General features: G+C 66.9%; 17 protein-coding genes and 1 tRNA gene. 7 read left to right on the top strand and 11 right to left on the bottom strand.

The genetic code is table 11. The annotated features are described in order from the left end of the window. Window positions 1–273: 273 nt before the first annotated feature. The 3 genes from H9638_RS04665 to H9638_RS04675 form a co-directional block, all read right to left on the bottom strand. Complete coding sequence (locus tag H9638_RS04665; protein WP_191746045.1) at window positions 274–1,257, bottom strand: ribose-phosphate diphosphokinase; 984 nt, start codon at window positions 1,255–1,257, stop codon at window positions 274–276. After that, window positions 1,254–2,765, bottom strand: coding sequence for a bifunctional UDP-N-acetylglucosamine diphosphorylase/glucosamine-1-phosphate N-acetyltransferase GlmU (glmU, locus tag H9638_RS04670; protein ID WP_191746339.1), 1,512 nt, complete (start codon window positions 2,763–2,765; stop codon window positions 1,254–1,256). Before glmU ends, H9638_RS04665 begins: the two co-directional genes overlap by 4 nt. A 95-nt stretch (window positions 2,766–2,860) precedes the next feature. Then, a tRNA-Gln gene (locus H9638_RS04675) sits at window positions 2,861–2,932 on the bottom strand. A 118-nt stretch (window positions 2,933–3,050) separates the two neighbouring features. Between H9638_RS04675 and H9638_RS17060 the strand changes: the two genes are divergently transcribed. Continuing rightward, the gene (locus tag H9638_RS17060) at window positions 3,051–4,157 is read left to right on the top strand and encodes a TetR family transcriptional regulator (protein WP_191746046.1); all 1,107 of its coding nucleotides are present in this window, start codon (window positions 3,051–3,053) and stop codon (window positions 4,155–4,157) included. Window positions 4,158–4,211: 54 nt separating this feature from the next. Here H9638_RS17060 and H9638_RS04685 read toward each other — a convergent pair whose 3' ends face one another. Genes H9638_RS04685 through rsmA form a run of 3 tightly spaced genes read right to left on the bottom strand, consistent with a single transcriptional unit; the run spans window position 4,212 to window position 7,950 of the window. Further along, on the bottom strand, window positions 4,212–6,086 hold the full coding sequence (locus H9638_RS04685) for an ABC-F family ATP-binding cassette domain-containing protein (RefSeq protein ID WP_191746047.1): 1,875 nt from the start codon (window positions 6,084–6,086) through the stop codon (window positions 4,212–4,214). Window positions 6,087–6,109: 23 nt separating this feature from the next. Beyond that, the gene (locus H9638_RS04690) at window positions 6,110–7,075 is read right to left on the bottom strand and encodes a 4-(cytidine 5'-diphospho)-2-C-methyl-D-erythritol kinase (protein ID WP_191746048.1); all 966 of its coding nucleotides are present in this window, start codon (window positions 7,073–7,075) and stop codon (window positions 6,110–6,112) included. Further along, window positions 7,072–7,950 (bottom strand): 16S rRNA (adenine(1518)-N(6)/adenine(1519)-N(6))-dimethyltransferase RsmA, encoded by an 879-nt coding sequence (gene rsmA, locus H9638_RS04695; RefSeq protein ID WP_191746049.1) that lies wholly within the window; start codon window positions 7,948–7,950, stop codon window positions 7,072–7,074. Before rsmA ends, H9638_RS04690 begins: the two co-directional genes overlap by 4 nt. A gap of 330 nt (window positions 7,951–8,280) precedes the next feature. Here rsmA and H9638_RS04700 point away from each other — a divergent pair, with 330 nt between their 5' ends. Further along, a complete protein-coding gene (locus tag H9638_RS04700) occupies window positions 8,281–9,414 on the top strand; it encodes an XRE family transcriptional regulator (RefSeq protein WP_191746050.1) in 1,134 nt (377 codons plus the stop codon). 20 nt (window positions 9,415–9,434) lie between these two features. Here H9638_RS04700 and H9638_RS04705 read toward each other — a convergent pair whose 3' ends face one another. Next, complete coding sequence (locus tag H9638_RS04705) at window positions 9,435–10,547, bottom strand: transglycosylase family protein (protein ID WP_318241780.1); 1,113 nt, start codon at window positions 10,545–10,547, stop codon at window positions 9,435–9,437. Between the two features lie 295 nt (window positions 10,548–10,842). Then, on the bottom strand, window positions 10,843–11,760 hold the full coding sequence (locus tag H9638_RS04710) for a TatD family hydrolase (RefSeq protein WP_191746051.1): 918 nt from the start codon (window positions 11,758–11,760) through the stop codon (window positions 10,843–10,845). A 182-nt stretch (window positions 11,761–11,942) separates the two neighbouring features. Here H9638_RS04710 and H9638_RS04715 point away from each other — a divergent pair, with 182 nt between their 5' ends. From H9638_RS04715 to H9638_RS04725, 3 genes are read left to right on the top strand one after another with little or no spacing between them, the layout of a single operon-like run. Next, a complete protein-coding gene (locus H9638_RS04715) occupies window positions 11,943–13,001 on the top strand; it encodes an AAA family ATPase (protein ID WP_191746052.1) in 1,059 nt (352 codons plus the stop codon). Window positions 13,002–13,026: 25 nt separating this feature from the next. Beyond that, entirely contained in the window at window positions 13,027–14,484 is a 1,458-nt protein-coding gene (locus H9638_RS04720) for a DUF58 domain-containing protein (RefSeq protein WP_191746053.1), read from the top strand. Beyond that, window positions 14,481–16,847: a transglutaminase family protein gene (locus H9638_RS04725; protein WP_191746054.1), complete on the top strand. Its 2,367-nt coding sequence runs from the start codon at window positions 14,481–14,483 to the stop codon at window positions 16,845–16,847. Before H9638_RS04720 ends, H9638_RS04725 begins: the two co-directional genes overlap by 4 nt. Window positions 16,848–16,948: 101 nt before the next feature. On the opposite strand, the gene H9638_RS04730 is transcribed toward H9638_RS04725, so the two are convergent. Continuing rightward, the gene (locus H9638_RS04730) at window positions 16,949–18,427 is read right to left on the bottom strand and encodes an NAD-dependent succinate-semialdehyde dehydrogenase (RefSeq protein ID WP_191746055.1); all 1,479 of its coding nucleotides are present in this window, start codon (window positions 18,425–18,427) and stop codon (window positions 16,949–16,951) included. A 160-nt stretch (window positions 18,428–18,587) separates the two neighbouring features. Beyond that, complete coding sequence (rsmI, locus tag H9638_RS04735; protein WP_318241799.1) at window positions 18,588–19,484, bottom strand: 16S rRNA (cytidine(1402)-2'-O)-methyltransferase; 897 nt, start codon at window positions 19,482–19,484, stop codon at window positions 18,588–18,590. Between the two features lie 70 nt (window positions 19,485–19,554). Between rsmI and H9638_RS04740 the strand changes: the two genes are divergently transcribed. Both H9638_RS04740 and H9638_RS04745 read left to right on the top strand, forming a co-directional pair. Beyond that, on the top strand, window positions 19,555–21,231 hold the full coding sequence (locus H9638_RS04740) for a dolichyl-phosphate-mannose--protein mannosyltransferase (RefSeq protein WP_191746057.1): 1,677 nt from the start codon (window positions 19,555–19,557) through the stop codon (window positions 21,229–21,231). Window positions 21,232–21,275: 44 nt separating this feature from the next. Then, window positions 21,276–23,090, top strand: a complete 1,815-nt coding sequence (locus H9638_RS04745) for an AMP-dependent synthetase/ligase (RefSeq protein ID WP_191746058.1) — start codon at window positions 21,276–21,278, stop codon at window positions 23,088–23,090. A 71-nt stretch (window positions 23,091–23,161) separates the two neighbouring features. Here the strand turns inward: H9638_RS04745 and H9638_RS04750 are convergent, their stop codons facing one another. Further along, on the bottom strand, window positions 23,162–24,769 hold the full coding sequence (locus tag H9638_RS04750; RefSeq protein WP_225216998.1) for a lipoprotein intramolecular transacylase Lit: 1,608 nt from the start codon (window positions 24,767–24,769) through the stop codon (window positions 23,162–23,164). Window positions 24,770–24,848 lie beyond the last annotated feature (79 nt).

Consider the following 24,848-nt stretch of genomic DNA (forward strand, 5'->3'; position numbering starts at 1 on the left):
TCGAGTTGCCTATCCGGCGCCGGTATCGGAACGAACCAGCTGCATTTTCCGCGTCCGTGGGACTGCGGTGCAGATGAGAAGTTGCCAGCCACCGTCGATAACGGAGTACCTCCGGATTTTTCCGGGGCCTCCCTCGCCTAGGCATCGCTGATAATCCTACCAGCCCCGGCAGCGCAACTCGCACCGGCGCCGGCCCACCCTGAGGAAAAACGGCAGGTGCCCGAAGGAAAAGTCCTTTCGGGCACCTGCCGGATTGTTTCGCCGGGACGAGGGTTAGGCCTTGCCGTCGAAGAGGCTCGTCACCGATCCGTCTTCGAAGACCTCACGGACGGCGCGGGCGATCAGCGGAGCGATGGAGAGCACGGTGAGCTGTTCGAACCGCTTGTTGACCGGAATCGGCAGGGTGTTGGTGACCACGACTTCGCGGGCACCGGATTCGGCCAGGGTACGCGCGGCCGGATCGGAGAACACGGCATGGGTGGCTGCGATGATGACGTCCTTGGCGCCGGCTTCCTTCAGTACCCGGACTGCCCCGGCGATGGTTCCGCCGGTGTCGATCATGTCGTCGATCAGGACGCAGGTGCGGCCGTCGACCTGGCCGACGACCTGCTTGGAGACAGCCTGGTTGGGGACGGTCAGGTCCCGGCTCTTGTGCACGAACGCCAGCGGAGCGCCGCCCAGGCGCTCGGCCCACTGCTCGGCGACGCGGACGCGGCCGGTATCCGGCGAGACCACCGTGACGTTGCTGACATCCACGCGGGTGCGGATGTAGTCGGCGAGCAGCGGGATGGCCATCAGGTGGTCGACCGGGCCGTCGAAGAAGCCCTGGATCTGCGAGGTGTGCAGGTCTACGCTCATGATCCGGTCCGCGCCGGCGGTCTTGTACAGGTCCGCGATCAGGCGGGCGGAAATGGGCTCGCGGCCACGGCCCTTCTTATCCTGGCGGGCGTATGGGTAGAACGGGGAGACCACGGTGATCCGCTGGGCCGAGGCCCGCTTGAGCGCGTCGATCATGATCAGCTGTTCCATCAGCCAGTTGTTCAACGGCGCCGGGTGGGCCTGGATCACAAAAGCATCGGTGCCGCGGACGCTCTCGCCCGGACGGACGTAAATCTCGCCGTTGGCGAAGTCATACGCGGCCAGCGGAAGCAGGTCCGTGTCCAGGCACTTGGCTATCTCCTCAGCCAGCTCCGGATGGGCCCGTCCTGTGGCTAGGACAAGCTTCTTTTCACCTTTTGAGGTGATTTCGCTGCTCATTCGTGGTCGCTTTCTCGCGTGGGGTTATCAGTACCGGAGAGGGAAGTCTGTGTCTGCGCTGCTTCCGCGGCGCGGGCGGCTGCGGAGTCCGGGCGGTTGGTGCCCACCCAGCCATCGAGGTTGCGCTGGGGTGCCACGTTGATTGCCAGCGAGCCCGCCGGAACATCCTTGCGGATCACGGTCCCGGCTCCACTGTACGCCCCGTCGCCGACCGTAACGGGGGCCACGTACATGTTGTCGCTGCCCATCCGCACGTGCGATCCCACGGTGGTGTGGTGCTTCTTTTCGCCGTCGTAGTTAACGAAAACGGAGGCAGCGCCGATGTTCGAGTGCTCACCGATGGTGGCGTCCCCCACATAGGACAGGTGCGGGACCTTGGAGCCGTTGCCAATGGTGGCATTCTTGGTCTCGACGAAGGTGCCGATCTTGCCCCGCTCCCCCAGCCGCGTGCCGGGGCGCAGGTAGGCGAAGGGCCCGACGTCGGCCCCTGCCCCGATCACCGCGTCGGAACCGTGGGTGCGGACCACTTTTGCGCCTTCCCCGACCACAACGTTGGTGAGGGTGGTATCCGGGCCAATGACGGCGTCGCGCGCCACCTGGGTGGTGCCGTGCAGCTGGGTGCCGGGCAGGATGGTGACGTCTTCGGCCAGGGTGACCGTTGCATCGATCCATGTGGACGCAGGGTCCACGACGGTGACGCCGGCGCGCATCCACGCGTCCAGGGTGCGCCGGTTGTGTTCGGCGTTCAGGGCCGCCAGCTGCACCCGGTCATTGGCGCCTTCGACCTGCCACTGGTCAGTGGTGACGACGGCGGCCACCCGGCCGCCTGCTTCGCGGGCGATGGAGAGGACGTCCGTCAGGTACATCTCGCCCTGGGCGTTGTCCGTGCTGACCTGGGCGAGGGCGGAGCGGAGCACAGCTGCGTCAAAGGCGTAGATACCGGAATTGATTTCGTTGACCGCACGCTCGGCGGCGTCCGCATCCTTGTGTTCCACGATCCGGGTGACCGTGCCGTCAGCGGCGCGGATAATCCGTCCGTAGCCGGTGGGATCATCCACCCGGGCCGTCAGGACGGTCACGGCGTTGGAGTCCGTACCGTGAACGGCAACGAGCTCCCGCAGGGTCGCCGGCTCCAGCAGCGGCACGTCGCCGTAGGTCACCACAATGGTGCCCTGGAGCGGGGATACCGCGTCAATGGCTTCGACGGCCGCCTGGACGGCGCGGCCGGTTCCGGGAACTTCATCCTGGTCCACAATCAGGGCGCCGGGCTGCAGCGCCGCTACCTGCTCCGCGACCCGGTCGCGTTCATGGCGGACAACCACGGCCAGCGTCCGGGGGTGCAGGGCCTGCGCGGCGTTCAGCGCGTGGCCGATCATCGGCACCCCGCCGACCGGGTGGAGGATCTTCGGGATCCGGGACTTCATCCGGGTGCCCGCACCCGCGGCCAGGACTATGACGGCGGCAAGGCCGGCTTCCGCGTTCGTTCCGGTACCTTGCGTATCCTGCATGCTCACGAAAAAGCGCTCCTACACGTTGTCCGGCCAGGGGTTCGGGCGGCGTCTTCTGCCTCCGTTTTGTCCCGGTGCGGCTGCTTGCCTTAGCGTTCCGCCCATAGGATTCGAACCTATACTCCACGGCTCCAAAGGCCGGGGTGCTGCCATTACACCAGGGCGGAAAGTCTGCAGCTCCCGCTGCACACAAGAGACCAGTTTGCCACGTGTTCAGGTTCATCCGCGACTTGGGTTCCAACGCCCTCCCGGCCTCCCGCCCGGACGAATGCGTAGACTGGGACGGTGGCGAGAATAACAGCGGCGCGCTCACGGCCGCGCATGACCGGAACCCAGCGCAGGGCGCAGCTGATCGGCGTCGCACGGTCCCTCTTTGCACTGCGCGGGCTCGAAGGAGCCACCATCGAGGATATCGCCGCCGGTGCGGGGGTTTCGAAGCCGGTGGTCTATGAGCACTTCGGCTCCAAGGAAGCGCTGTACACCGAAGTGGTGAACTCCGAATTCGACCGTTTGCTGGCCGCAGTCACCGAGGCGCTGGGAGCCGACGCCGGCCCGCGGGTCCTGCTTGAGCGGGCCGCGTATTCGCTGCTGGATTACATCGAGAACCACACCGACGGTTTCCGGATCCTGGTCCGTGATGCGCCGCCGTCGCAGCCCGAGGGCACGTTTTCCACCCTGCTCTCCCGCATTGCCGCGGACGTTGAGCACATTCTCGCCAAGGAGTTCAGCAGCCGCGGGCTCAGCGCCGAGGTGGGCGGGATGTATGCCCAGATGCTTGTCGGCATGGTCGCCATGACCGGGCAGTGGTGGCTCGATGCGCGCTCCCCCGACAAGGCCACTGTGGCCGCACACCTGGTGAACCTCTCCTGGAACGGCCTCACCGGGCTCCAGAAGGACCCGGCCCTGGGCCACATTCCCGGCGGTATTCCCGGCAGTCTGCCGGGAGGAGCGCCGATGGTCCTGACCCTCTCCGCCGTCCTGGTGCACGACGGCGAGGGGCGGATCCTGCTTGTCCGCAAACGCGGAACACAACGCTTTATGCAGCCCGGCGGAAAGCTGGAGCCGGGGGAAGACTTCCGTCAGGCAGCCGCCCGCGAAGTCAACGAGGAGCTCGGTCTTCGTGTGGAGGCTGCGGATTTGTCCGATATTGGCCACTGGTACGGGCCCGCCGCTAATGAGGCGAACACCTTCATTGACGCCGGCCTGTTCGGGCTGACCCTCCCGGGTCCCTTCGGCAGCGGCGCCGATCCCGTTCCGCAGGCCGCAGCGGAGATCGAGGAGACCCTGTGGCTGACGCCGGCCGAGGCCTTTGCCCGGACGGATATTTCCCCGCTGCTGCGCGACCATGTGCTTCCCGAGCTGCTCGCGGCGGAAGCCGGGACACCGCAGTAGTTCCTCCCTCTTCCCACGTTGAGGTGAGAGAAGGGGGTGCCAGGTGTCCGGCAGCTACTCGAGCAGCTCCGATGCCTCAAGCCACGCCATCTCCAGCTCTTCCTGCTCAGCGGCGATGGCCTGCAGTTTCGCATTCAGCTCCGCCAGCACCTCGAAGTCAGGCGACCCCTGCGCGGTTTCGGCGTTCATCGATGCGTGGACCTTTTCCGCCTGCGAGGCAAGCTTGGTCAGCTGCCGTTCAATCCGGGTGAGGTCCTTCCGGGCCGCCCGCTTGTCCGCCTCGGAATGGGTTGACCCGGCCACTGCCGTTGCCGTTCCGGCTCCCGCAGTGCCCGTTCCCGCGACCCCGGGCCGGGAACCAGCGGCCTGCGCTGCCCGGGAAGCCTGCGAGGAACGGCCCCCGCCGGCGCCCCCGGCGCCCAGCGCCGCTTCGCGCAGTTCAAGGTACTGGTCGACGCCGCCGGGCAGTTCCCGGAGCTTGCCGTCGCCCAGCAGCGCCATCTGCGTGTCAGTGACGCGTTCGAGCAGGTAACGGTCGTGGGAGACGACGACGAGCGTTCCGGGCCAGCCGTCGAGCACGTCTTCGACCGCGGCCAGGGTGTCGGTGTCCAGATCGTTGGTGGGCTCATCGAGCATCAGCACGTTCGGTTCGCCCACGAGCAGGCGCAGCAGCTGCAGCCGGCGGCGTTCACCGCCGGAGAGTTCCCGGACCGGAGTCCACTGGCGCTGGGAACTGAAGCCGAGCTGCTCGACGAGCTGGCCGGCGGAAAGTTCGCGGCCGCCCACGTTGAAGACGCGTTTCTCCTGTTCGATGACCTCGATGACCCGCAGGTCCGCCACATCGTCGAGTTCCCGGACTTCCTGGGTGAGGACGGCGGTCTGCACGGTCTTGCCGCGCTTGAGCCGGCCGGAGGTGGGCTCCACTGTGCCGTTGAGCAGGCGCAGCAGGGTGGTTTTGCCGGCACCGTTCACGCCCACGATCCCCAGGCGCTGGCCCGGGGCGAGGCGCAGGGTGATGTTCCGGAACAGCTGGGTGTCCCCCAGTTCCAGGGAGACGTTCTCCAGGTCCAGGACGTCCTTGCCCAGGCGGGCGGTGGCCATTTTGTTCAGCGACAGGGTGTCGCGCGGTTCCGGGACATCCGCAATCAGGGTGTTGGCGGCCTCGATCCGGAACTTGGGCTTGGAGGTGCGGGCCGGAGCCCCGCGGCGCAGCCACGCCAGTTCCTTCTTGATCAGCTGCTGACGCTTGTTTTCGACGACGGCGGCGGTGCGGTCGCGTTCCGCGCGGGCCAGCACGTAGGCGGCATAACCGCCGTCGAAGGGCTCCACCATGGCGTCGTGGACTTCCCAGGTCCGGGTGCACACTTCGTCGAGGAACCAGCGGTCGTGGGTGACTACCAGCAGGCCGGCCTCGTTGGCCCGCCAGCGCTGCTTGAGGTGCCGGGCCAGCCAGGCCACACCTTCGACGTCGAGGTGGTTGGTGGGCTCGTCGAGCATAATGACGTCGTCGTCGCCCATCAGTAGCTTGGCCAGTGCCACACGGCGCCGCTGTCCGCCGGAGAGCGAGGAGACCTGGGCGTTCCAGTCCACTTCCTGGACCAGGCCGCTCATCACGTCGCGGATTTTCGGATCGGAGGCCCACTCGTGGTCCGCGGCGTCGCCAACGATCGCGCGCCCGACGGTCAGGTCGCCGTCGAGCACGTCCGACTGGTCGAGGTAACCGACCGTAACGTCGCGGCGGCGGGTGACCCGGCCGCTGTCCGGTGTCTGCTGTTCGGCGAGCAGCCGCATCAGCGTGGACTTGCCGTCGCCGTTGCGGCCCACCATGCCGATCCGGTCACCTTCGTCGAGTCCAAGGGACACGGCGTCCAGGATGGTGCGGGTGCCAAAGGCGATGCTGAGGTTTTCAGCACCAAGCAGGTGTGCCAATCGGAACTACTTTCTTCGGTGGTTCAGGTGTGGTCTGCAGGTGCGGCCGGCGCAGCGGGTTCCGCCCCGGGGGCGGGGCCGTAAACGGCCAGGGCGTTGTGCCCCTCGGCACGCAGTGCAGTCTCCAGGCCGGCGGCTGCCGCCCCGTCTGCAGCCAGGAAGGCAAGGGTCGGACCGGATCCGGAGACAATCCCCGCGAGGGCTCCGAGTTCCCTGCCCCGCTGCAGGGTGCTTTCCAGGGCCGGGGACACGGACAGTGCCGCGGGCTGCAGGTCATTATGGATAACGCCGGCGAGTGCGGCAGGGTTCCCCGCGGCCAGGGCGGCCAGCACCGCGGCGTCCGCTGTTTCCGGTTCTGCCGCCACGGCGCCGGACGTTGTGCGGAGGGCGTCCAGGCGCCCGTAGACAGCCGGAGTGGACAGCCCTGATGCCGAAGCCACCAGTACCCAGTGGAGCGGTGCTGCCGCGGCAACGGGGGTGAGCTGGTCACCAACGCCCAGCCCGACGGCGGCGCCGCCGGCCAGGGCGAAGGGCACATCAGCACCGAGCTTGGCTCCGAGCGAAGCCAGTTCCGCTGCACTGAGTCCGGTCCCCCAGAGCTCGTTGCACGCCAGGAGCGCTGCCGCCGCATCAGCGGACCCGCCGCCCATGCCGCCGGCGACCGGAACATGTTTGGTGATAAGCAGATCGACGGCCGGGTCAGGGATGCCCGCGTAGCCGGCCAGGGCCGCTGCTGCGCGGGCCACCAGGTTGTCCGGGCCCAGCGGGATGCCGCTCGCCGGGATGCGCAGCGGACCTCCGGCCTCCACCCGCACGGTAATGCCTGGCCGCGCCGCGGCGGTGGCCGCGACTTCTTCGAAGAGACTGACAGCCAGGTAGACGGTTGCCACGGAGTGGTAGCCGTCTGCGCGCAGCGGACCCACCTTGAGGGAGACGTTGATCTTGCCCGGTGCACTGACGCGAACCGTCTGCGGAACGGGAGTAGTCATACGGCGGACCGTGCCTCGGCAATCCGGGTGTACGCGTGGATGTCGAGCACCTCGCCGCGGGCGCTGGGATCAACCCCAGCCGCGCGCAGCGCCCGTTCGGCCTCCGCCGGACTTCCCGCCCAACCGGCCAGGGCGGCGCGCAGCGTCTTGCGGCGCTGCGCGAAGGCGGCATCGATCACGGCGAAGACTTCCTGGCGGGTTGCAGTGGTGGCGGGAGGTTCATGGCGTTCTAAGCCCACCAGCCCCGATGCGATCTTCGGTGCCGGCCAGAACACGTTCATGCCGATGACGCCGGCCTTGCGCATGGTTCCATACCAGGCGGCTTTCACGGACGGAACACCGTAGGTCTTCGACCCGGGTTTGGCGGCCAGCCGGTCGGCGACTTCGTCCTGGACCATCACCAGGCCATGGCGCAGGCTGGGGAAGTGCTCCAGCAGGTGCAGCACCACCGGGACGGCAACGTTGTAGGGCAGGTTCGCGACCAGTGCCGTGGGCTGGGCCGGAAGTTCGGTGACGCGCATGGCATCAGCGAGGACCACATGCAGGTTCCCGGCCTCTTCCGGGCGCCAGTCGCCCACAGTCTGGGGCAGGCGTCCTGCCAGTACCGGATCGATTTCGACGGCGACCACTTCACGCGCGGCGTCGAGCAGGCCGAGGGTCAGCGAACCGAGGCCAGGGCCGACCTCAAGAACTGTCTCTTCTTTGTCCACCGAGGCCGCCGCGACGATCCTGCGGATGGTGTTTCCGTCAATGACGAAGTTCTGGCCAAGCGTCTTGGTTGGGCGCACGCCCAGCTCCTCGGCCAGCGCCCGGATATCGGAGGCGCCAAGGAGCGGCCGGGGCCGCGGAACGGGCGTGGAAACGGATTCAGTCACTGCCTAATACTAGCGCCAGCCCAGCTGCGCCCCGGTGACCCGGCGGATCGCTCCTAGTCGGGCCAGTCCCCTACAAGTGTTCTGGATGATACGGAATTCGGTGTCTGCAACATCTTCATGGGATTCCTAACGCGTTAGCCCCTGCTGCTCTGCCGTGGCGCGGTGCCGGACGGTAGCATCATTTGCCGCGGCAGAATCCAAGTCTGCCGCACCCGGAGAACGGCGGGAATGGCGATGGGCATATCGTTTGGTGAAAAGCTGCGGTCGGCCCGGCGGGAGCGGTTCCTGAGCCGGTCCGAGTTGGGCGCGCCTCTTCTGCGGGAAAGGGAAGTGTCGCTTCTTGAGGGCGGACGGCGTGAGCCGGGCAGAGCCATGATGAGGCAGTTCGCCGAGCGGCTGGCTGCAGCCCCCGGCAACACGCCGCGGCCGGCCGGGCCGGACGGAGCGCTCTACCTCGGACTCGCTGCCCACCAGTTCTGGGATGAGCGGGACTATGTGCGCGCCCGTGACTGTGCGGCCGCGGGCGCCGGCGCAGCTTTGGCGGAACACGCTCCCCCCGAATGGTGGGCACTGACTTTCCTGGCCGCCCGCTGCCAGTTGAAGCTCGGTGATTTCGAAGGCTGCGTTATGCAGGCGTCCTTGCTTGCCCGGCACCCCCTTGCACTGCAGCAGCTGTCCCTTCGGGCCCGTGCAAAGGCCCTGCTGGCCACCGCCCACCAGGGCCGGGGGCACCTGTCGGAAGCAGTACGCCAGGCAGAGGCAGCGGTGGCAGCCGCACAAAAGGCTCCGGCAGGAAATGATGGACTGCTCGAGGCCTACCAGGCATTGGCCGCAGCGCTCACGGAAAGTGGGCGTCTGGCGCAGGCCTGGGAGATCTGCCGGGTTTTTCTGGTGCCCCTGCTGGATACTGTGCCGGATTCCCAGCTCGCTGGAAAGGGATTCTGGACGGTTGGAAACGTGGCGTTCCGCCGCGGCGACCGGGTTGCCGGCCTCCGGTTCCATCAGCAGGCAGCTTCTTTGCTGAGTCCCAGGCTGGATCTGGGACTTTGGGCGTCGTTCAACAAGGCCTCGGCCAGCATGCGGCTCTCCTCCGGACTGCATGACGATCAGACCCTCATCTGCATTGAACACGCTGAAACTGCCCTGGCTGTGGTGGGCGGATCCGTGACAGATGCCCTGGACCTCCTGCATTCACGCGGACGGTGGCAGCATCTGCAGGGAAACCACGCCGAGGCCGTCCGCCTGCTCTCAGCGGCCTACGCCGAGCGGGCCGTCCTGGCGCCCCAGACCGCAGCCGAAGTGGCCCTTCAGCTCGGGCTTAGCCTGGCTTCCCTGGGCAGGAGCTGTGCGGCCGCCGCCCGGTTGGAGGAGAGCGAAGCGCTCTTCCGCAAGGCCGGCGCGGCAGACAGGTCAGGGCACGCAAAAGCCCTGGCAGCCTCGCTGTCGCAAGGGTGCCAGGGCTGATGTGTTCGCTGCGGGTACCGCTAGAGCAGCCCGAGCTTGCGCGCGCAGGAAGGCCAGTGGCCCCAGCCGCCGTTTGCCCGGAGATTCTCCGCGACGGCAATCTGCTGTTCGGGGGTGGCTTCGCTGGCAACAGGGGCGTAGGCGCCGCCGCCGGCACCGATCCAGCTTTGGGCGCTGAACTGCAGCCCGCCGTAGTAGCCGTTCCCGGTGTTGATGTGCCAGTTTCCGCCCGATTCGCACTGGGCGAGTGCTGCCCAGCTGCCGCCGGCGGGAGCCGCACCGCCGGCGGGTGCTGCGGCGGCGGGACGTTTCTTCGTGCCCACGGCCACTGTTTCGGTAACGGGTTCCACGCTGAGCTTTTCGCCGACCAGGCTGCGGCTGACTTCCCGCCCATCGAGGACGACCGTGTCAAACACCAGGATGCGCTCGCCGGGTACCCCGGCGGTTCTCACCTGCTTCTCCCCTTCGAACATTTCCGGGTCATCCACGGAACGCGTTTCGAACGGCACGGCTTCGGTGACGGTGTCCTGGGATCCAGTGACCACACGCGTGACTTTGAGGACCATTCCGTCCGCCACGTCAGCGCGGGCAGGGGCGGAGAGGCGGTCCGTGGGACCAACCTCGATGCCGGCTTCGTCGAGGACAGCTCCAACGGTTCCTGCCGTGGTTTCGATTTCGGTGGATTTGCCGTCCGCAACCAGCAGGACGGTCTTAGGGGTGGAGATGGACAGTCCGCTCAGCTTGGCCAGGGAGGTGTCCAGCGATGCTGAAACTGAGGAATTGGCCGATACGCGGAGCTCTGATATGAGGTCCGCCACGGTGGATCCGGTGGTCTGGATGGTGTGTCCGGTGCCGTCAACGTTGACGTTGACTGTCTTGGCCGTGGTTACTTCGATCCGGGAACCGTCACGTACCTCGCTGCTTGGAGCCGGGACCACGCGGTCGGCGGCGGCCAGCTGGATGTCTGCCTTCGCCAGGACCTCCTCAACGGTTCCTCCGAAGGTCATGATGTCGCTGGTTTCGCCGTCCACAGACAGGACAACGGACTTGTTCGTGCCGACGAAGGCCACGAGTCCCAGGATAAGCGCCACCATGACGGCGGCCTGGCCGCCGAGCTTGAGTGCGCGCCTCACGAATGCAGTTGCCACGGAATTCCAAACGTTCACAGCTTCCGGGCACGGGGACAGGGCACACGCCGGGCGGGCCTCCGGGTCTCACGGAGCGCCGACGAGTGCAGGCAGGGACCATCACCGCACACTTTTATCCGGCTCAGAGAGCCCGGATGCAATGCACGGAGGCGGTGTTATCAGTCCGGAAGCCTTCCCCGACCCCGGCTAATAGGTCCTTACCGTAACCGAACCGTGATCTGCGGGCAAACCGGGCGTCTGGACCCTTATTCGCGGGAGGGGTCCAACCGGTGCCCCGCAGCTAGTCCCAGGAGCCGTAAACACGCTCGGTGTTCGAGGCGATTGCGGCGCAGAGAGCACTCAGCTCAGCCCCCCGGATTTCAGCCATCGAGCGCACCGTGTACGGGATCATGTAGCTGGCATTGTTCCGCCCCCGGTGCGGATGGGGCGTCAGGAACGGAGCGTCGGTCTCAACGAGAATCAACTCGGGATCGGCGATTGCCAGGGCATCGCGGATGCCCTGGGCATTGCGGAACGTGACCGTTCCGGCGAAGGACATGTACCAGCCGTTGTCGTTGCAGATCCGCGCCAGCCCGGCGTCACCCGAAAAGCAGTGGAAGACCACGGCCCGCGGTTCAGCTTCTTCGCCGAGCACCTTCACCACGTCATCGTGTGCGTCACGGTCGTGTATCTGCAGGGCGAGCCCCAGCCTGCGGGCGATGTCGATGTGACGGCGGAAGGAATACTGCTGGGCCCCGATCCCCTCCGGACCGGTTCGGAAGTAATCCAAACCGGTTTCGCCCACTGCGCGGACGCGGGGGTGGGCGGCCAGCGATTCGATCTCGGCGAGCGCACTGTCCAGCGTTCCGAGCCCGGCGAGTTCCGGCGCATCATTGGGGTGGATTGCCACGGCGGCCAGCAGGCGGGAATCTTCCCCGGCCAGCTGCACAGCCGCCCGGGAGGATTCCAGGTCCGTTCCGACCTGGACTGCACCCCGGACACCGGCGGCCCCGGCGGCGTCGAGAGCTGCAGCTGCGGAGAGTGCGCCCGGCCCGCCGAAGTCCAGGTGGGTGTGGTTGTCCATCACCGGAACCGGCAGCGGCTCAGGGGCGGGAGCGAACGCCTTATCACCGGTTTTGCTGTCCGCCCGGCGGCTGTGCGGCAGCGACAGGTAGGTCTGCGGTATCTGGCCCTGAACATAACCGCTGTGGGTACTCATGTCTTTAAGCCTAAGTGAGCTTGTACCCTGTACGTAGAAACGTGCCCGGCCGGCAGCCTGAAGGTATTCCCGGTATTTGTTTTCCGGTGTTTGTTCTCATCTGCCGTCAAGGGGCACGCAGTCGCCAGCCGTGTTTCTGCACGAGAGTCCCGGCTGTCTCCGCCGAGACTTGGAAGGTATCCATGGACGCTCGTAACACATCCGCTGCCACCACTGATTTTGATGCCCCGGACACAGCGGCCTCCCATCTTGCCGGAGGGGGTGTCCAGGGGACGGCAGATTCATTCCTGGATGCCAGCACCCGGATCCTCGGTGCGATCAACACTGTCATCGATGGCAAGGACGAGGCGGCCCGGCTGGTCCTGACCGTTCTGCTCGCCGAAGGCCATGTTCTCCTCGAAGACGTCCCCGGGGTGGGCAAAACGATGCTCGCCAAGACCCTCGCCCGGGCAGTGGACTGTTCGGTGACCCGGATCCAGTTCACCCCTGATCTGCTGCCCTCCGATGTGACGGGGGTGTCAATCTATAACCAGGACGCGCACCGGTTCGAGTTCCGGCGTGGCCCGGTTTTCGCCAACATCGTGATCGGCGACGAAATCAACCGTGCCTCCGCCAAGACCCAGTCCGCCCTGCTGGAGTGCATGGAGGAACGGCAGGTGACAGTCGACGGCGGAACGTACCGCCTGGCGGAGCCCTTTATGGTGGTCGCTACGCAGAACCCGCTGGAGATGGAAGGCACGTATGCCCTGCCTGAAGCGCAGCGGGACCGGTTCATGGCACGCATATCCCTTGGGTATCCGGATACGGCTTCTGAGATCGACATGCTCGAATCCCATCAGTCAGTTTCCCCGCTGGAGTCGATCGTTCCGGTGGTTTCCGTCCGGGATACTGCCGCCATGACAGCCCGGGTGCGGGAGGTGTACGTCTCCTCAGCAGTCAAGGAGTACACGGTGGGAATCGGTGCCGCCACCCGCGGCCATCCACAGGTGCGGCTCGGTGCCAGTCCCCGGGCCCTGCTCCAGCTGCTTCGTGCGTCCAAGGCCCGCGCTGCCCTCGACGGGCGGGATTTCGTCCTGCCGGACGACGTCGCACGCCTCGGTGAAGCAGTCCTCTCACATCGGCTGATACTCGAGCGCAAGGCGCTGAGCGCCGGCGAGAGCCCGGCGTCTGTGCTGCGGTCGATCCTGGCCAAGGTTCCTGTCCCCCGCCCGCCCGGATCGGCTGGCGTGACCCGGCCGTAGCGTCCTGCCCCGGCCTAGGAGGGTCATGCTGTCCAGAGTCCGTACGCGTATGCTCACCGGCCGCGGGTTCGGCGTGGCCGCAGCCGGTGTCGCTGCTCTGCTGGGCGCACAGGTGCTGGGCCGCCGCGACCTCCTGCTGCTGGCTGTGTTCCTGATCCTGCTGCCGCTGGCATCGGTCCTCGCGCTGCGGCTGATGCGCCCGGCCTTTACCGTCCAGCGGACCTTTTCCCCGCCCTCGGCCGATGCTGGAAACGCAGTCAATATTTCCCTCACCCTTACCCCGGTCCGGCCGTTCGGCGGAACTGCCCGGATGCGGGAGGGACTGCCGGCGCGCTTCGGTGCCAGTCCGGAGTTCGGGTTTCCTGCAGGCAGCACGGGCCCCGGGGGCACCAGCCGGTACGAATACCGGCTGCGGTCCTCCCGCCGCGGCCTTTATCAGATTGGCCCGGTGAGTGCCGGATTCCATGACCCCTTCGGCTTGGCGGTGCTGCGCCACACCATCGGAGGGACGGATGCGCTGGTGGTCAAACCGGCCCCGGCTGAACTGCCGGCCGCCATCCTGGACGGGCTGCGCGGAGCCGACGGTTCAGTCTCCACACGGCGGCACGGCATCCCCAGCCAGGACGATGTGACGACCAGGGAGTACCGGCACGGAGACCCCATGCGCAGAGTCCACTGGTCTGCCACTGCCCGGCACGGGAAACTGATGGTTCGCCAGGAGGAGACGGTCACGACTCCGCGGGCCACGATCCTCCTCGACCAGCGGGAGGCCTCCTATGATCATGGGTTCCTCTCCCCCTTCTGGGCCGACAGTCCGGATGCCTCGGCACCAGCCAGTTCCGAAGCCTTCGAGTGGGCAGTGTCCGCTGTGATGTCGATCGGCGCCCACATGATGGAGCACGGGTTCGCGGTGCGGCTGGTTGATGCCGCGGCGCGGCCGGGGCTGGCCCGTTCCCCCTCCGCAGCTGCACCGCAGGTGGACACCTTCAGCGGTGCAGCCGGTGTCCTTGACCTCGGCGAAGGGCTGGCCGCACTGGGGCTGGAACCATCTGCCGGTTCGGCATCCCAGGGGGCCCAACCACGGCGTGCAAGGCCGGCGCTGCGAAAACCGACTGACCAGGCCAGTCCCGGAGCACCTGCATGGACCGGGGCGCAGCTGCCTGCCGGTTCCCTGGCACCTTTCGGTGACGCACTGGCAGAAGCTCTGCAGGACCCGCGGAACCGCGGCCCCCTGGTCGTGATTGCCGGGCAGATCAGTGCGGAAGACGCGCACCGGCTGGCCCCGGCAGCGGACTACGCTCCCGCCGCCATTGCCGTCCTGGTCAGTGAACGGCCGGGCAGCGTGGCTCCGGCGCTGACAATCCTGCGCTCAGCAGGTTGGACCGCGCTCACCGTCGAACCCTCACAGCCCGTGGCCGCCGTTTGGTCCAGCGCCGGCGAGCCTGCCATCCGGACCGCAGTCCCGCAGGGACGGCTGCCATGACCGCGGCCATGACCCGCACCCGTTCACGGCCCCCCGCGCAGGGCGCTCCGCGCGCCACGGCCCGGCGTGCTTCCGCGCAGTGGGTGACCGGCGCAGCCGCCGCGGCTGCGGTCCTCCTTTGCTCCCTGAGCATCCACGGAGTGCTGGAGGGCTTTGGCTGGATGTGGCCACTTTCCCTGTCTGTTGCCGCCGTCTCCGTAGCCACCGCCCTGGCCCGCCGCTTCCGGTTCCCCACGGTGCTGGTTCCAGTCGCCGGCTTGGCTTCCCTCACCATGGCCCTGACCTGGATGTTCTCCTTCGACACGGCGTTCCTGGGGATCATTCCCACCTCCGGGACGGCAGCCCGGGCCGGGGCACTGCTTTCAGATGCCCAAACAGTGGTCATTTCGCAGGTGATTCCCGTTGTACCCGACCAGGGCGTGGTGTTCATCGCCTGTCTGGCCGTGGGTCTGGTGACCGTCCTGGTCGACACGCTGGCCGTCACTCTCCGGATGCCGGCCGCCAGCGGACTGGGCCTGTTCACCATCCTGCTGGTGCCCGGCATCATCAAGCCGCAGAGCGTGGGTACTGCCGGGTTCCTCGCCGCTGCCCTCGGGTTCCTGCTGGTCCTGGCGGCCGGAGCCTGGCAGGAGCGGGCGGACTCCCGCACCGGCCGGAACCGTCCGACCGGCAGCCATGCTGCCGGAGCAGTGGGCATCGGAGCGGGTGCGGTCACGGCCGCGCTGCTGCTGCCGCTGGCCATCCCGGGGTTCAGCACCGGTGCCTTCCCGCAGGGAGCCCGGTTCGACCTGTTTGCCGGCACCACGGGGCTCAACCCTGTGGTCACCCTGGGCAACGATTTGCGCCAGCCCAGCGCCACCGGCCGGATCACCTACGCCACCGATTCGCCGCGGCCGCTCTACCTCCGCTCCACCACGCTGGAGGATTTCTCCGGCAGCCGCTGGGCACCGGATACCCGGTCGGATTCCCGCCGTCTTGGCACGTCCACCATGACTCCGCTGGAAAGCGTGTCGGCGAGCATCCCCACGACCGTGACCACCACAGTGATCGGGTCGCAGTCGTATTCAAGCCCGTGGCTGCTGGCCCCTTATGCGCCGTCCTCGGTCTCGGAAGTAGGCGGCGCCTGGACGTGGGATCCCTCCACCATGACCATACTTTCCGCGGATGGCAGTGCGGATCCGCAGTCCAGCTACCAGGTACGCAGCGTGAGCCCGACAATGACGGGTGAGATGCTCAGGGGAATCGGGCCGGCACCGGAAGGCGCAGTGGACCCTGTGTTCACTGATCTCCCGGACGACCTGCCGCAGGTCATCCGGGACACCGCGCGGGAGGCAGTGGGAGCCGAAACTGCGCCTTACGGCCAGGCCCTGGCCCTCCAGTCCTACCTGAGGAGTGCCCGGTTCTCGTATTCGCTCGACGCCCCGGTTGAGGGCGGCTACGACGGCAACGGCATGGATGTGCTGGCCCGCTTCCTCGAACAGCGCTCGGGATACTGCGTGCACTTCGCGTCCGCGATGGCTGTTATGGCCCGGGAGGTAGGGATCCCCAGCCGGATGGGACTTGGTTATGCCCCGGGCCGGGCTACCAACGAAACCCGGACCGGAGCCACCGGCCAGGAGCTGGATGAGTTCGTTGTGGATTCCCGTGACGCGCATGCCTGGCCGGAGCTGTACTTCGAGGGAGCTGGCTGGGTCCGGTTCGAGCCGACTCCGTCCCGGGGCGTAGTTCCTTCCTATGCCGTGCCCCGGCAGCAGAACGCGGGAGCTGCGGCCCAGACTGATGCGGATCCGCGCGAACTGCAGGCCAGCGGACCGCCTTCCGTTCCCTCGCCCGCTGCGTCTCCACCTGCATCTCCGCAGCCCGTGGGACCCGCGGAGACCGGCGGAGCTCCTTTCGCCGGTGCCGGGATCGGATTCCTGGCGGCGGTCCTGGCGTTCCTGACGCCGCGGGGGCTGCGGCGCCGGCGGACAAGGAAACGGCAACGCGCTCATGCTGAGCTGGGCGGAGGTGCCGGCCTGGCGTGGGAGGAGGCCATTGACCTGGCCCAGGACTACGGCTTTCCAGCCAGGACCGCTGACAGTCCGCGTTCCTACGCCGCCCGGCTGGCCGCGGATGCCGGGTTGACTGGTCCCTCCGCTGCAGCCCTGGACCGGCTGCGCCAGGCGTACGAGGCCGAAGCCTATGCCGCGCCGGCAACCGTGCCCGGACCGCCGGGCAGGGCGTCCTCGCCCCAGGGCCGGACCAGCTCTTCCTGGGCCGACATCGGACTTCTAGCGGCCGGGCTGCGTGCCGCGGTCCCGGCAGGAACCCGCATCAAAGCTGCCCTGTTCCCGGCCTCGCTGGGACGCGGCCGCCGGACCTGACCACGCCCGTCAGGTGCTTAACACAGGAAGACCCGGCGCCTGGGCTGGGCCCAGGTGCCGGGTCTTGCACTCCGCGGTCCGGTTGCCGGACCGGGCAGGAGCTACGCGGTGGGGTCGGCGATGCCGATGTACTGCGTGTAGAGGTATTCTTCGATGCCTTCGTCCCCGCCCTCACGGCCGAGGCCGGACTGCTTGACTCCACCGAACGGGGCGGCGGCGTTGGAAATGACGCCGGCGTTCAGGCCCAGCATGCCGGTTTCCAGCTTCTCGCCGATCCGCAGGCCGCGGTTCAGGTCCTCGGTGAAGACATAGGCGATCAGGCCGTATTCGGAGGCGTTGGCCAGCTTCACGGCTTCGGCCTCAGTGGAGAAGGTGATCACCGGGGCAACCGGGCCAAAGATCTCTTCCTTGAGGATGCGTGCTCCAGCCGGAACGTTCTTGAGCACGGTCGGTGCGTAGAAGTAGCCGGGGCCGTCCACCGGGGCGCCGCCGACTACAGCCGTTGCACCGGCGTCGATCGCGTCTTCAACGAGGGAGTGGACCTTGTTACGGGACTTGGCATCGATCAGCGGACCGATCTTGGACTCGTCCTCAGTGCCGCGGGCAACGGTCATGGCCCCGACCTTCGCAGCGAACTTTTCGGAGAATTCGTCGGCGATGTCCTCGTGCACGATGAAACGGTTGGCGGCGGTGCAGGCCTCGCCCATGTTCCGCAGTTTCGCGGCCATGGCGCCTTCAACGGCCTTGTCGATGTCAGCGTCCTCAAAGACGACGAAGGGTGCGTTGCCGCCGAGTTCCATGGAGGTGCGGAGCACGTTGTCCGCGGCATCGCGGATCAGGGCCTGGCCCACTGGGGTGGAGCCGGTGAAGGAGACCTTGCGCAGGCGCTCATCCTTCATGATCGGTCCGGTCACCTCTCCGGCCTGGGTCGTGGACACGACGTTCAGGACACCGGCGGGCAGCCCGGCTTCCATCATGACGGCAGCGAACAGCTGGGAGGTCAGCGGAGTCAGCTTTGCGGGCTTGAGCACCATGGTGCAGCCGGCAGCCACTGCGGGGGCGATCTTGCGGGTCGCCATGGCCAGCGGGAAGTTCCACGGGGTGATCAGCAGGCAGGGGCCAACCGGCTTCTTGTTAACCATGATCCGGGACTTGCCATCCGGGGACATGCCGTAGCGGCCGGTTACGCGGACTGCTTCCTCAGAGAACCAGCGCAGGAATTCGGCACCATAGGCAACCTCACCGCGGGCTTCGGCCAGGGGCTTGCCCATTTCCAGGGTCATCAGCAGGGCGAAGTCTTCAGCGCGGGCGGTGACGAGCTCGAAGGCCCGGCGCAGGATTTCGCCGCGGACCCGGGGCGGGGTCTGTGCCCATGAATCCTGGGCGGCTGCGGCCGCGTCCATGGCGGCGGCGCCGTCTTCGGTGCTGGCATCGGCGATGCTCAGCAGCACCTTGCCCGTGGCGGGATCCTCGACTTCGAAGGTCTTGCCGCCGGTGGCCTCACGCCACTGTCCGTCAATCAGCAGGCCGGTGGGAACCTGGGCCAGCAGTTCGGCCTCGCGTTCAGCGGTTACAGCCATGGGTGAGCCTCCAAAAATGTGCGGGTTTTCCCGGTGCATGATCTGACCGGTGCTCAACTCACCGTAAGTCGCGCGCGGAGCACTGTAAATGCATTCCTGCACAACGGAACTGACGGTTCACTGTGCATTTGGCTCCGCCTGTCCTGCCGGTGCCCTGTTCTCAGGACTTTCCAGCATTCTCCGCTTTGCCGGCATCATCCTTGCTCCGGGCGGCAAGCACCGCGGAATACAGCTCCCGCTTGCTGATGCGTGCATCGGATGCCACGCTCGCGACGGCGTCCTTCAACCGCGACCCCTGGCTGATGAGGCCGTTGACCGCCGCCACGTGGTCTTCCGGCGCTTCCGGCGCTGCTTCTGCGGCACCGCCAACAACTACGGCGATCTCACCCCGGACTTCGCTGCTCTCCGCCCATTCGAGCAGCTCGCGCAGGGGCGCCCGCAGGACCTGTTCGTGCAGCTTTGTCAGTTCACGCGCGACGGCGGCGGGGCGGCTGCCGCCAAAGGCGGCATCGAGTGCCCGGAGCATCGCTTCGAGCCGGTGAGGTGCTTCGAAGAAAACCATGGTGCGGCGTTCCGCAGCCAGTTCCGCGAGGCGTCCTGCCCGTTCCCCCGCTTTGCGCGGCAGGAATCCCTCAAAACAGAACCGGTCGGTAGGCAGGCCGGACAGGGCCAGGGCTGTCAGCACCGCGGACGGACCGGGGGCGGCCGTGACTGCGATCCCTTCCGCAGCGGCTGCTTCGACAAGACGGTAACCGGGGTCGGAGACGGAGGGCATACCTGCGTCGGTGACCATCAGCAGTGTGGCGCCGCCGCGGACCAGGTCCAGCAGGTAGGGGGTTCGGGACTGTTCATTGTGCTCGTGGTAGCTGAGGATCCGCCCGGAGGTGGTGATATCCAAGGCACTGACCAGGCGGTGCAGCCGCCGGGTGTCCTCGGCGGCAATAACATCGGCATGCTGGAGGAGGTTGATCAGGCGGACGGTGGCGTCTCCCATGTTTCCAATCGGGGTGGCGGCCAGCACGATCTGTCCCGCTGCCCCGGAGCGAAACTCCGGCACAGCGTCTTCGGCACCGGCTTGAGTGCCGTCCCCGGTGCCGTCGGTGCCTGCAGCCTGCGGGGGTCCATCGATGCTTGAGTCCACCCCTCAACCCTACGCGACAGGCTATAGAGTTGAGCGCGTGACCCTGTCCCTGACCCCCACACCTCCCCGGGAACAGGCGCCTCCCGTACTGGATCCGGGACGCGCGTTCTCCATCGAGGCACTGCGGGGAAGGTTGCTCGGTGCGGCGCTTCCCGCGCCTGCCTGGGCCTGGGCTGCCGCACTGGGCGCTGCTCTGCTGGCCGGTGTTCTGCGCTTTATCCGGCTTGGTGAGCCTGACACCCTGGTGTTCGACGAGACCTACTACGTCAAGGACGCCTACTCCTACCTGGTGTCAGGCTACGAGCGTGCCTGGCCGGAGAATGCCAACGATTCCTTTGCCGCCGGCCAGCCCGGCGGGCTGCTGGAGGAACCGGAGTACGTGGTTCATCCGCCGGTGGGCAAATGGATGATTGCCTTCGGGATGGCGCTTTTCGGCCCGGAATCGAGCTTTGGCTGGCGTTTCTCCGCTGCCGTGGCCGGCACGCTGATGGTCCTTATGCTGGCGTTGATTGCGTACCGGCTCTTCCGTTCGCCGCTTCTCGGCGCTGCAGCTGGCCTCCTGCTGGCAGTCGACGGACACCATCTGGTCCAGTCCCGCACCTCCCTGCTCGATATTTTCCTAGCCTTCTGGGTGCTGGCCGCCTTCGGTGCCCTGCTGCTGGACCGCGACGACGGCAGGAGAAGGCTGGCGCGCAAACTCGCGGCACCACCCGGCAGTGCGCCGCCGCGCGCCGCTCTAACCACAGGGCCTTGGCTCCTATGGCGGCCGTGGCGCCTCGCAGCCGGTGTCTGTCTCGGACTCGCGGTCGGCACAAAGTGGTCCGCGCTGGCATTCATCGCCGTCTTCGGTCTGATGACCGTGCTCTGGGATGTGAGCGCCAGGCGTGTCGCCGGGATCCGCCGCTGGCCCCTCGCACTGCTGAAGGACGGCCTTCCGGCCTTCTTCACTCTCATTCCCACTGCCCTGGCCACTTACACCGCAACCTGGGCAGGCTGGTTCCGCGCATCAGACTCCTATGGACGGCACTGGGCAGAAACCAATCCGTCGGAAGCTTTCGGCTGGCTGCCGGATTCCCTTCGGTCGCTGGCGGAATACCACCGCAGCGCATACGAATTCCACAACGGCCTGACCTCGGAACATTCCTATATGGCCAACGCCTGGACCTGGTTGTTCCTGGGCCGGCCAACCTCTTTTTTCTATGAGTCGCCGGATCCAGGGAGTCCGGGGTGCAATTTCCAATCCTGCACCTCGGCAATCACCTCCGTTGGCAATCCGCTGATCTGGTGGGCTGGTCTCCTCAGCCTCGGCGTGCTGCTGGCCTACTGGATCGGCCGCAGGGACTGGCGGGCAGGTGCCATTCTCGCCGGGATCGCCGCCGGATATCTTCCCTGGTTCGCTTTCCCCGACCGCACCATGTTCTTCTTTTATGCAGTGTCTTTCGAGCCCTTCCTCATCCTGGCTCTGACCTACGTCCTGGGCCTGATGCTGGGCGAGGACACAGGTCAGGCTACCGCCCTGCGCCGGCAGCGCGGCGCGATCGGCGTCGGATGCTTCCTGCTCGCTGTTATTCTTGTCTCCGCCTTCTTCTATCCGGTATGGACTGCAGAGAACATCCCCTATTCTGATTGGCGGCTCCGAATGTGGATGCCGAGCTGGATCTAGGTCTCAACGCAATGTGCCACAAGCACGGAAAAGAGAGTGGCGCAGTGCGCGAATCCTCCACGGACTTGTTTGTCGAGCTCCCGGCCGACTCCAACATCACCGATCTCCTTCTCGGGCTGACCGAACGGTCACCGGATCTGCCGCTCTACGCCCGCCAGTCCGAGGCGGGATGGGAAGACATCACCGCCGCAGGGTTCCTTGAAACGGTTTCCGCGGCCGCCAAGGGACTGATCCGGCAGGGCATCCGCCCCGGAGACTGCGTAGCCGTGATGTCCAGCACCCGCTATGAGTGGACTGTCGTGGACCTGGCCATCTGGTTCGCCGGCGCCGTAACGGTCCCGATCTATGAGACCTCCTCCGCAAGCCAGGTCCAATGGATCCTGGAGGACTCCGCGGCCAAACTCGTCTTCGCTGAGGACGATGCCAAGGCCGGTGTCATCGCGGCAGGTGCCGGTGCCGCCGGTCTTGACGTTCCCCTGTGGCACCTCACCGACGTCGACGGCGGAACGGACCTGCGCGCACTGGCGGCTTCCGGATCAACGGTCAGCGACGCCGAGCTCGAGGCCGCCCGTTCGGTCCGCGGGCTCCAGGACACCGCGTCCCTGGTCTACACTTCGGGCACCACCGGGCGCCCCAAGGGATGCGAAATCACGCACGGCAACTTTGCTGTCTTCGGCGTCAACGTCATCGAACTCCTTCCCGAAATGCTGAAGGCTCCCGGAGCCCGGACCCTGATGTTCCTGCCCCTGGCCCACGTCCTGGCGCGTGCCGTCCAGGTTGGCTGCCTGGCCGCGGGCGTGCAGTTGGGCCACAGTGCCAGCGCATCTGCCCTGGTCGGCGATATGAAAACGTTCCAGCCCACCTTCCTGCTCGCGGTCCCGCGGATTTTCGAGAAGATCTACACCGGCGCCCAGGAAAGTGCTGAGGCCGCGGGCAAGGGCCGGCTTTTTGCCTCCGCCGCAGCAACCGCCGTCGCCTTCTCCGAAGCCGTGGACCGTGCCGGCCGGGGTGGAAAAGGCCCCTCGCTGCCGCTGCGCCTGCGGCACAGGATCTTCGACGCACTCCTGTACCCGAAGGTCCGGAACGTCTTTGGCGGACAGCTGTCGATCGCTATTTCCGGAGCCAGCCCGCTCAGCCCCCAGCTGTGCCACTTTTTCCGCGGCGCCGGAATCGCCGTCCAGGAAGGCTACGGCCTGACAGAAACTACCGCCCCTGCCTCAGTCAATACAGTGCCGCTGACCCGGGTCGGCACGGTAGGCCTGCCGATGCCCGGAAATGCGGTCCGGATTGCCGCAGACGGAGAGGTTTTGGTCAAGGGTGTGGGTGTCTTCACCGGCTATCACCGGAATCCAGCCGCGAACGCCGAAGCGTTCACTGACGGATGGTTCCATACCGGAGACGTCGGCACGCTGGATGATGACGGGTTCCTCACCATCACGGGACGGAAAAAGGACCTCTTGGTCACTGCAGGCGGCAAGAATGTGGCTCCAGGCCCCCTGGAGGAGAAGATCCGGGAGCACCGTCTGGTCTCGCAGGTCGTCGTCGTCGGGGAAGGGCGTCCCTTCGTGGGTGCGCTGGTTACCCTCGATGAAGAAGCCCTGGCGGTATGGGCCCGCGAGCAGGGCCACAGTCTCCAGGATGTGGCAGCGGGGGATCATCCGGTGGTGCTGGCCCAGGTGCAGGAGGCGGTGGACGCTGCCAACGCAACCGTCTCCCGGGCCGAACAAATCCGCCGCTTCACGGTCCTGCCCCGCGATTTCTCGCTCGAAGCCGGCCATGTCACCCCCACGCTGAAACTTCGGCGCCAGGCAGTCATGGCGGATTTCTCGGCCGAAGTGGACAAGCTCTACATCAAGTAGCTCCGCCCGGTAACACGTAAGGTCCGCCCCGAGCCGGGGCGGACCTTACGTGTTTCAGCGGTGCTGAGCCCCTAAAAGGACTCGAGCGATTCAAGATACCTGCGGCGCGCAGCTTCGCGCGCCAGGCGGGAACGCTCGCGCCGGCGTTTGGTCGGCCAGGTGAAGATCAGCACGATGAGGCTTGCCAGAAGCACGATGCCCGCAACGGTTCCGCCTGAGTCCATCCAGAACTGGGACGGGAAGAGCCGGATCAGGGTGTCATCCAGCCGGAACGTCCAGTTGCCCTGCGAGAAGAAAATGCTGTGGACCTGTGTGAAGAACTGCTCCCAGGCCAGGACAGCCGCCACCAGGAGCGCAACGATCAGCGCCAGCGTAGCCGCCGCGCCCGCGAACAGCGCCCGGCGGATGCCTCCGGGGCAGCGCCGGGCGAGGTAGATCCCACCCGCGATGCTCAGCAGTGCCATGCCCACGGCGCTCAGGAACGCAATTCCCAGGACCATCTTGACGTCCGCCATGTGCGAGACTTCGGAAGCCAGATACAGGGGATCCCCATCCGGGGTCACCAGATCGCCAAGGTAGCGCGGCGAGGCAAAGTTCAGCAGGTAGTCGACGGCGTAGGAGCCGTAGGTCATCCGGTCTTCCGCTGAGAACCCGAAGCTGTCCGCCGGGAACCCCGGACGGTGGTACTCGATCCAGAGGAACATCGGGGTCGCGACAGCCCGGATGGCTGCCGCCAGCAGCATTACCGGGAAAAAGACAGCAATCATTACCTGGATGACGCGGGCCAGTACCGGCTTGGCCGCCGCAGCGCGTTCCCGTTCCAAGGACCGGCGCTGGGCTTCCTCGTCCTGGATGCCCTCGGCCTCGGCGTCCGGCCCGGTCCCGCTTCCGGTATCGGGATCGGTTTCGGGATGCCCGGCCCCTGAGGCATACCAGGGGCCGCGGTCCGCGTCCGCATTTTCAGCTTCAGTGCCGCTCGCTCCTGCATCCCGGGCGACGCCGGTGTCACGGCTGATTTCGGCGCTACGGCTGGTTTCGGCGTCACGGCTGATTTCGGCGTCACGGCTGGTTTCGGCGTCAACGGTTCTACTGGCGTCAGCGGCGTTCCGGTCGCCGGTCCCCTCGGCTGCCGCTGCGGCACCACCAGCTACAGGGGCAGCCGCCTTGCCGTCGTCGGCAGGGCTGACAGATGCGGCGGAGTCGTAGCGGCTCAGGTTCGGCATGGTGCTGGCGGCACGCATCGGGAGGGTACTGCGCTGCGCCACGGAGGGATGGCCGCCGGGAACCTCGTTTTTGTCCGCGGCAGCTTTCCCTGTGGCTGGACGCCTGTCAGCTGGGGCCACCGGCGAACCGGCTGCCGTCTGGTCTGCAGGATCGGCGGTGTCAGCAACGGCAGGGTCAGCGGCTTTGGAGCTGGACCCGGTGCCGGCAGCGGGGGTATCGGAGTCAGCCGCGTTGGAGCTGGACAGCCCCGCGAATTCCGCCTCCCAGGCTTCGTGCTCAGCGGGGATGGCATCGGATGGGCGGGCACTGGCCGAAGTTCCCGCGGCGTGGCTGCCGCTGACGATAGTTTCGCTGGCGTCGCTTGGGCCGGCGTCCTTTCCCGCAGGGGCTTCACCGGCAGCCGCGGGTTCCATTGTGGGGTCTTGGTCCTGGCTTGCCACTGCTTTGTCTCTCATCCCAATCCTGTTGTGAAGTCACCGGTGGTGGGGGTTCCGGTTCCGTCCTTCTTAGACACTACCGGGCCGCACCCCCCGA

The organism is Arthrobacter pullicola (assembly GCF_014836875.1).
Taxonomy (GTDB): domain Bacteria; phylum Actinomycetota; class Actinomycetes; order Actinomycetales; family Micrococcaceae; genus Arthrobacter_B; species Arthrobacter_B pullicola.

Bases quoted from the DNA above. Each gene is read 5' to 3' on its own strand.
- H9638_RS04665 (WP_191746045.1), bottom strand. From the start codon at position 1,257: ATGAGCAGCGAAATCACCTCAAAAGGTGAAAAGAAGCTTGTCCTAGCC.
- glmU (WP_191746339.1), bottom strand. From the start codon at position 2,765: ATGCAGGATACGCAAGGTACCGGAACGAACGCGGAAGCCGGCCTTGCC.
- H9638_RS04690 (WP_191746048.1), bottom strand. From the start codon at position 7,075: ATGACTACTCCCGTTCCGCAGACGGTTCGCGTCAGTGCACCGGGCAAG.
- H9638_RS04710 (WP_191746051.1), bottom strand. From the start codon at position 11,760: ATGAGTACCCACAGCGGTTATGTTCAGGGCCAGATACCGCAGACCTAC.
- H9638_RS04715 (WP_191746052.1), top strand. From the start codon at position 11,943: ATGGACGCTCGTAACACATCCGCTGCCACCACTGATTTTGATGCCCCG.
- H9638_RS04720 (WP_191746053.1), top strand. From the start codon at position 13,027: ATGCTGTCCAGAGTCCGTACGCGTATGCTCACCGGCCGCGGGTTCGGC.
- H9638_RS04725 (WP_191746054.1), top strand. From the start codon at position 14,481: ATGACCGCGGCCATGACCCGCACCCGTTCACGGCCCCCCGCGCAGGGC.
- H9638_RS04730 (WP_191746055.1), bottom strand. From the start codon at position 18,427: ATGGCTGTAACCGCTGAACGCGAGGCCGAACTGCTGGCCCAGGTTCCC.
- H9638_RS04740 (WP_191746057.1), top strand. From the start codon at position 19,555: ATGCTTGAGTCCACCCCTCAACCCTACGCGACAGGCTATAGAGTTGAG.
- H9638_RS04750 (WP_225216998.1), bottom strand. From the start codon at position 24,769: ATGAGAGACAAAGCAGTGGCAAGCCAGGACCAAGACCCCACAATGGAA.